Source organism: Stenotrophomonas sp., from assembly GCF_050737075.1.
In the GTDB taxonomy this organism is placed as follows: domain Bacteria; phylum Pseudomonadota; class Gammaproteobacteria; order Xanthomonadales; family Xanthomonadaceae; genus Stenotrophomonas.
In genome coordinates, this window is the sequence record NZ_JBOHXV010000146.1 from 1 (window position 1) to 7408 (window position 7408).

Genomic DNA, 7408 nt, shown 5'->3' on the forward strand with positions numbered 1-7408 from the left:
CCGGGGGCGGGTCGCCGTGCACTCCACGGCGACCGCTCCAACCTGAACACCACCGCGACATTGATGAACCTGAATCTGTCGCGCGCCGGTAAACCGTCACCGAAAGCCGCTGCCGTCTTTCGCCGCTGCCTGCTTTACTCCACAATCGGTGTATCTATTCCCAGGGCCAAGCCCCGCGGGCAATGCAAGCCTACGTCTATAAAAGCCAACGCAAGCAGGACACTTACGTCTACCTCGCCGCCCGTGACGCCTTCGATGCCATCCCCGATGCGCTGAAGGCCACCCTGGCGCCGTTCGCATTCGTGCTGGAAGTCGCCCTGACCCCCGACCGTCGCCTTGCCTTGGCCGACGCCGATCAAGTGCGCGCCAACCTGGCCGAGCGCGGCTTCCACCTGCAGATGCCACCGCCACCGGTCGCGCCCGTGCGGGTGCCGCGCCGCAATGACTGACACCCTGCGTACCCGCGCCGCAGCACTTGCCTTCGGTATCGGTGGCCTGCTCTCGCTGGCCGTGGTGCTCGGTGGCGTGCCTGCGGCGCTTGGCGCGGCATTGGCGCAGCCCGCGTTTGCGCTGGGCGTGTCGTGGTGGCGGCGCAGCCGCACGGTTCCTGCCCTGCCGCAGCTGGCCCACCAGGACGTTCCGGCGCTGCTGGCGCTGTGGGGCCTCGGCCCGCTGCTGCTGGCGCTGCTGGTGGCATGGCCACTGGGCGCGCTGCACGACAGCGGCAGCCTGGCCGCGGTACTGGGCCTGAGCGTGGCGGTCAGCGCCGCGCTGCTGGGCGTGTGGCGGACCTGGCCGCTGTGGAACGAAATCGAGCGCAGCGACGGCAGCCTGGCGCGTCACTGGCGCACCCTGGCCGCGCGCGACCTCACGGCCTGGCGCGGCCTGATCGTGGCGGGCCTGGTGGTCGGCGTCTGCGCGCTGGTGGTGGTGCCGGCGTGGCCCGGCCTGCTCTCCGATGGCCTGCGCTGGCCCTTCGCGCTGGCCGTGCTGCTCGGCTCGCCGCTGGCGCACCTGGCGCTGCAGCGCGTTACGCCCGCTGATCCATTGGCGACCCGCAGCGCGCTCGACCTGGGCAACGACCCGTTCGCGGCGGCCGCGCATGCCGCCGGCGCCCAGGACGAAACGCCGCAGCCGCTCGAGCCGCTGGGCCAGCACGAACGCCTGCCGGCGCTGTACGAGGCCGCTCGCAGCGGCCGCGTCGACCGCGCGCTGCAGCTGCTGGCGGCCGGCGCCGACCCGCATGGCCTGCCCGATCCGGCCTGGCGCGACCAGCGCAGCCTCGTCGTGCTGGCCGCCGTCCTGCCGGACCTGCGCCTGCTGCGTGAACTGATCGCGCGCGGTGTGAGCGTCAATGCCCCGCACAAGGGCATGACCCCGCTGCTGGCCGCGACCCGCGACAGCTGGCACGGCCGCCCCGAAGCGGTCATGACGCTGCTGGCCAACGGCGCGGATTCGCGCGCCGTCGATACCGAGGGCAACACGCCCCTGCATCACGCCGCGCGCAGTTCCGACCCGGGCGTGGCCGCGCTGCTGCGCGATGCCGCCGCTGAAGTGGACGCGCTCAACCAGGACGGCTGGTCGCCGCTGGCCGTGGCCTGCCAGGTCGGCAACTGGCGGCTGGCGCGCTTCCTGCTCGAGCGCGGCGCGCGCACCGAGCCGGCCGACGGCACCCCGGTGCTGCTCGCTGCCGCCGGCACCGAAGAAGACGATCCGGCCGGCGTGCAGCTGCTGCTCAAGCACAAGGCGCGCGCCGATGCGCGCGACCGCCAGCGCCGCAGCGCCCTGCACGAGGCCGCGCTGGCCGGGCACGTGGACATCATCGACGTCCTGCTGGCCGCCGGCGCCAACCTGGAAGCACGCGACGCGCTGTCGCGCACGCCGTGGCTGGAAGCCGCGCGCGCCGGGCGCGCTGCAGTGGTGGAACACCTGCTGCCGCACAAGCCCGACCTCACCGCCGTCGACGGCGACGGCCGCAACGCCGTGCTGCTGGCCTGCATGGCAGAAAACGTGTCGCCGCTGCTGGTCCGCCGCCTGCTCGACCTCGGCATTGCCGCCGACGTACCGGACCCGCAGGGCCGCCGCGCGGTCGACATCGCCGCCAGCGCCGGCCGCTGGGCGATCGTCTCGCTGCTCGACCGCAGTTATCCGCTGCCGGCCGCCGTGAGCGATGGTCTGGCCAGCGCACCGGATGCCGAGCCCGGCAGCCCGGCGTTGCCCGACGTGCCGCCGCTGGATCTGCTGCGCGAAGCGCTGGGGTTCGGCAATACCGACGGCATGGCGCCGCTGGCGCGCCTGTGCAGCGCCGACGAGCTGGGCGCTCTGCTGCACGACGCCGAGCTGGCGCTCGATCCCAACGCAGTGGACTGGCTGCTGGCGCATGGCGCCGCACCGGAAGTGCTCGACGCCTGTGGCGACACCCCGATGTTCGCGCTGCTCGCACGCGGCATCGACGCCGTGCCGGCCCTGCAGGTGCTGCTGCGTCGCGGCCTGTCCCCGGCCGGTGCCGGTGGCCTGGCGCGCCTGCTCAGCGCCTGTGCCCAGCATGACCAGGCCTCGCGCGGCCTGGAGCAGCTGGCGCTGGAACTGCTGGAACGTGGCGCCGACCCGTTCGCCGCCTCGCCGGCAGGCGACCCGCCGCTGTCGCTGGCGGTGCGGCTGGGCTGGCTGCGCCTGCAGCAGGCACTGCTCACCCTCGGCGTGGACCGCGAGGCGCGCGACAGCCACGGCATGACCGCGCTGCACCTGGCCACCGCGCTGGCCCGCGAAGGTTCGCTCAAGCTGCTGGTGCAGCAGGGTGCCTCGCCCGAAGCCCGCGCCGCCGATGGCCAGACCCCGTTGGGTGTCGCGCTGTCGATCGGCCGCCGCGACCTCGCGGACTGGTTGGACTGGCGTGTGTGGCCGCTGCCGCGCCGCGCCCTGCGCGACGGCGACCTGCCGGCCGCCGCGATGGCCGGCGACGCCGACGCGGTGCGCCGCCTGATCGACCTGGGCTTTGCGGTGGACGTGGTGGACGCGCAGGGCTGCACCGCGCTGCTGCGTGCCGCCGGTGGTGGCCACCTGGCCGTGGTCGACCTGCTGCTTGCCCGCGGTGCCAATCCGCAGCATGCCGCCGCCAGCGGCGCCACGCCGCTGTCCGCGGCGGTCAGCATGCGTCAGATCGACATTGTCTCGGCGCTGCTCGACGCGGGTGCGGAGCTGGAATACCGCCTGCCCGGCGGCGTCACCGTGCTGATGCTGGCGTCTGCGCTGGGCCTGCCGGACATTGCCGCGCGCCTGCTCACCGCCGGTGCCGACGTGCATGCCGGCGACGCCCAGCAGCTCGGCCCGCTGCACTGCGCCGCCCTGTATGGCTTCGGTGCACGCGACCGTTCACGCCTGCTGGCCCTGCTGGATACGCTGCTGCTGTCCGGCGCGGAGCCGGACCAGGCCGCGGCCGGCTCGGTCACCCCGCTGCTGCTGCTGCTGGGCGCACGTGCCGAACCCGGCACCGCCTGCGACGAACAGGTGGTGTTGGCGGCCGTGGAGCGCCTGCTCGACGAAGACGTCTCGCTGGAGGCGCGAGACCCGCGCGGTTTCGGCCCGCTGCACCTGGCTGCCCTGCATGGCCTGCCGCTGCTGGTGCAGCGCCTGCTGCGCGCAGGCGCCGACCCGGACGTACGCGACGCCCTCAACCGCAGCCCGCGCGAGATCGCGGTGATGCGCGGCTTCATCGACGTGGCGGGTGAGTTCGAACCGCGCGTGCCGGGCGTGTCGTCGATGGCGAGGTTCCTGCGCGACAACGGTTGACCCGGCGCACGACCAACGGTCGTGCGCTACCGCCTCTCGCCGATCGGACAACCCGACGGGGTAGAGCCGACTGTTAGTCGGCTGCTCTCCCCTCAATCGGCACGCGACGCGTCCGATGCCTTCCCATCGCTTTCCGCATCCGCCTCGAACAGATGCATCAGATCCGCCCGCGCATCGCGCGAAGTCTGGATCACCGCAGCCTCGTCGTCGTAGACCAGGTACTGGTCGCGCAACAGCTTCTCATCGTGCTCGCGGAAGCGCTCGACGTGCGCGCGGGCGGTGTCGGTCGGGATGCCGAGTGCGGTCAGCACGCGCTCGCTGAGTTCCAGGCTGGTGCCGAACACCTCGCGGAACGGCTCGGCCGACATGTCCATCAACCGCCACGCATGCTGGCGGTTGCGCGCGCGGACCAGCACCACCGCGTCGGGATACATCCGCCGGATCAAGCGCGTGGCGCGCATGTTCGCGTCCGGGTCGTCCAGCGTCACCACGTACACCCGCACGTATTCGCCACCGGCGGCACGCAGCATTTCCGGTCGCGTCGGGTCGCCGTAGTACAGCTTGTTGCCGAAGCGGCGCAGGTCCGACACCGTGTCCGGGTTCGACTCCAGCGCGATGAAGGGAATCTTCTGCGCGGTCAGCACACGCGCCACCACCTGCCCGAAGCGCCCCATGCCCGCGATCATCACCTTGGGCTCGGTACCGCCGTTGTCCACCTTGTCGGCCGGGCGCTTGTCCTGCTTGGGTGCGTCCTCGCTGCCCAGCACGCGCAGCAATGCAATCATCAGCAGCGGGGTGATCGCCATCGACAGGCCCACGATCGCCACCAGCCGGTCATGGTTGGCGTCGCCCAGCAGGTTCGCGCGCTGCGCCTCGTTGAACACCACGAACGCGAACTCACCGCCCAGCCACAGCACGCTGCCCAGCAGCAACGCATGCCGCGTGCTCAGGCGCGCCACCTTGCCGATACCGAACAGCAGCCCGAACTTCACCACCAGCAGCACCGCCACACCGATGGCGATCAGCGCCGGCTCGGCCACCACCCGGTCCAGGTCGATTTCCATGCCCACCGCAATGAAGAACAGGCCCAGCAACAGTCCCTTGAACGGTTCGATCTGCGATTCCAGCTCGTGGCGGAACTCGGAGTCGGACAGCAATACACCGGCCAGGAACGCGCCCAGGCTCGGGCTCAGGCCGGCCTCCTGCATGAACCACGCCGTGCCCAGCACCACCAGCAGCGCCATGGCGGTGAACACTTCCGGGCTGCGCGTGCGCGCGATGATGTTGAACAGCCGGCGCAGCACTGGCCGCCCGCACAGGATCACCACGGCCAGCGCGCCCAGCGCCACGGCCACATCGCCCCACTGCAGCGTTTCATTCTTGGCGCCGCCCAGCAGCGGGATCGCGGCCAGCAGCGGAATGGCGATCAGATCCTGGAACAGCAGGATGGCGAAGCCCAGCCGCCCGTAATCGCTGTTGATGCCCTTGTGCTCGGACAGCAGCTGCAGGCCCACCGCCGTGGACGACAACGCCAGCGCGATGCCCACGATCAGCGCCGCCTTCCACTGGAAATGGTCCAGCAACAGCAGGCTGCCCAGCACCAGCGCGCTCAGTGCCACCTGGGCGATACCCGCGCCGAACACCGAGCGGCGCATCACCTTCAGGCGCGTGGGCGAAAGCTCCAGCCCGATCACGAACAGCAGCATCACCACGCCGATTTCGGCCGCGCCCAGAATCCGGTCCGCGTCCTGCACGAAGCCCATGCCGTCCGGGCCCAGCACCACGCCGGCCACCAGGTAGCCGAGCACCGCACCCAGGCCGAGCTTCTTGAACACCGGCACCGCGATGACCGCCGCGAGCAGCAGCACCAGGGCCAGTTCCAGGGCACCGCTATGCATGGGGGGTCCGTAAATCGAAGCGTCGGCCCGTCGCCGGCGGCCCATTATGCGGCCCACGGCGTCAACGACCTTCAACCGCGCCCGAACGCGGGCGGCAGAGGGGTTGACCCCGCCCGCCCACGGGTCCAGACTCCGCCGGCGCAGCCCGAAGGCGCCCGACCGCTGGTCGGGGCCGCGAGCACCGCAAACACCCTTCCGGAGTCCAAACCCATGTCCAGCGACAGTAGAAGTCGACCTTGCTCGACGCCAGCGATGGCCACCGCCTGACACGGGACGGTTCGCCAGCGTTGGCGTCGCGCAATCGCGATCCACAAGGCGAACCCCATGAACCAGAAAGACCTCCTGCGCCCGGTGGCCGATGCCGCCGCCCTGAGCGCACCCCTGCAGGACTTCAACTCCGCTGACGCGGTGGAATACCTCAACACCCTGGAGCTGTCGCGCGCCGCCGACACCCTGGCCGCGTTGCCGTTGCCGCGCGCGGTGAAGATGCTCGAGCAGCCCGAACTCACCCGCAGTGGTGACCTCATCGCCACCCTGCCGGTGGCCAAGGCCGCCGCGCTGCTCGGGTTGATGGCCGACGACCGTGCCACCGACATCGTCCATGAGCTGGACGAGGACGAGCGCGCGCGCCTGATCCCGCTGCTCAGCCCGGAGGCACGCCAGGCCATCCAGCAGCTGCTCAGCTACCCGGCGCACACCGCCGGCGCGCTGATGACCACCGAATTCGTCAGCGTGCCTGCCAACTGGACGGTGGGTCGCACGCTGCAGCACATCCGCGAAGTCGAACGTACCCGCGAAACCGTCTACGCGATCTACGTGCTCGACCCGCACACCCAGGCGCTGCAGCAGGTGGTCACCATGCGCCGGCTGATCACCGGCCTGCCCGACGAGCCCATCCTGGACGTGGCGCAGGTCAATCCGCCGGTGACCGTCGATGCCATGCTCGACCAGGAAGAAGTGGCCCAGCTGATCCGCCGCCACGACCTGCTGGCCATCCCCGTGGTCGACGCGCGCCAGCACGTGCTCGGCATCGTCACCGTGGACGACATCCTGGATGCGCTCATCGAGGAATCCACCGAGGACGCGCACAAGTTCGGCGGCATGGAGGCGCTCGAGAAGCCGTACATGCAGATCGGGTTCTTCGAGATGCTGCGCAAGCGCGCCGGCTGGCTCAGCGTGCTGTTCCTGGGCGAAATGCTCACCGCCAGCGCCATGCAGCATTACGAAGACGAACTGGCCCGCGCCGTGGTGCTGACGCTGTTCATTCCGCTGATCATGAGCTCCGGCGGCAACTCCGGCTCGCAGGCCACCTCGCTGCTGATCCGCAGCCTGGCGCTGCGCGAGCTGCGCCTGCGCGACTGGTGGCGGGTCGCACTGCGCGAAGTGCCCACCGGCATCACCCTGGGCGCCATCCTCGGCGTGCTGGCGATGATCCGCATCGTGTCCTGGCAGCTGCTGGGCCTGCACGACTACGGCGAACACTGGAAGCTGCTGGCGGTGACCATCGGCGCGGCGCTGGTCGGCATCGTCACCTTCGGTTCGCTGTCCGGTTCGATGCTGCCCTTCATCCTCAAGCGGCTGGGCTTCGACCCCGCCAGCGCCTCGGCCCCGTTCGTGGCCACGCTGGTGGACGTCACCGGCCTGGTGATCTATTTCAGCATCGCCGCCGCGATCCTCAGCGGCACGTTGCTGTAACCGGGGGCGCCGCCGCGACATATCGC

At 71.0% G+C, this 7408-nt stretch carries 4 protein-coding genes; 3 read left to right on the forward strand and 1 reads right to left on the reverse strand.

The features are described 5' to 3' along the window. Window positions 1-182 precede the first annotated feature (182 nt). Both ACREPD_RS21220 and ACREPD_RS21225 read left to right on the forward strand, forming a co-directional pair. Complete coding sequence (locus ACREPD_RS21220; RefSeq protein ID WP_431601128.1) at window positions 183-449, forward strand: YcgL domain-containing protein; 267 nt, start codon at window positions 183-185, stop codon at window positions 447-449. Continuing rightward, on the forward strand, window positions 442-3789 hold the full coding sequence (locus ACREPD_RS21225; RefSeq protein WP_431601129.1) for an ankyrin repeat domain-containing protein: 3348 nt from the start codon (window positions 442-444) through the stop codon (window positions 3787-3789). Before ACREPD_RS21220 ends, ACREPD_RS21225 begins: the two co-directional genes overlap by 8 nt. Before the next feature lie 92 nt (window positions 3790-3881). Here the strand turns inward: ACREPD_RS21225 and ACREPD_RS21230 are convergent, their stop codons facing one another. Then, the gene (locus ACREPD_RS21230) at window positions 3882-5687 is read right to left on the reverse strand and encodes a monovalent cation:proton antiporter-2 (CPA2) family protein (RefSeq protein ID WP_431601130.1); all 1806 of its coding nucleotides are present in this window, start codon (window positions 5685-5687) and stop codon (window positions 3882-3884) included. A 324-nt stretch (window positions 5688-6011) separates the two neighbouring features. Between ACREPD_RS21230 and mgtE the strand changes: the two genes are divergently transcribed. Further along, window positions 6012-7382, forward strand: a complete 1371-nt coding sequence (mgtE, locus tag ACREPD_RS21235) for a magnesium transporter (RefSeq protein WP_431601131.1) — start codon at window positions 6012-6014, stop codon at window positions 7380-7382. Window positions 7383-7408: the final 26 nt, after the last annotated feature.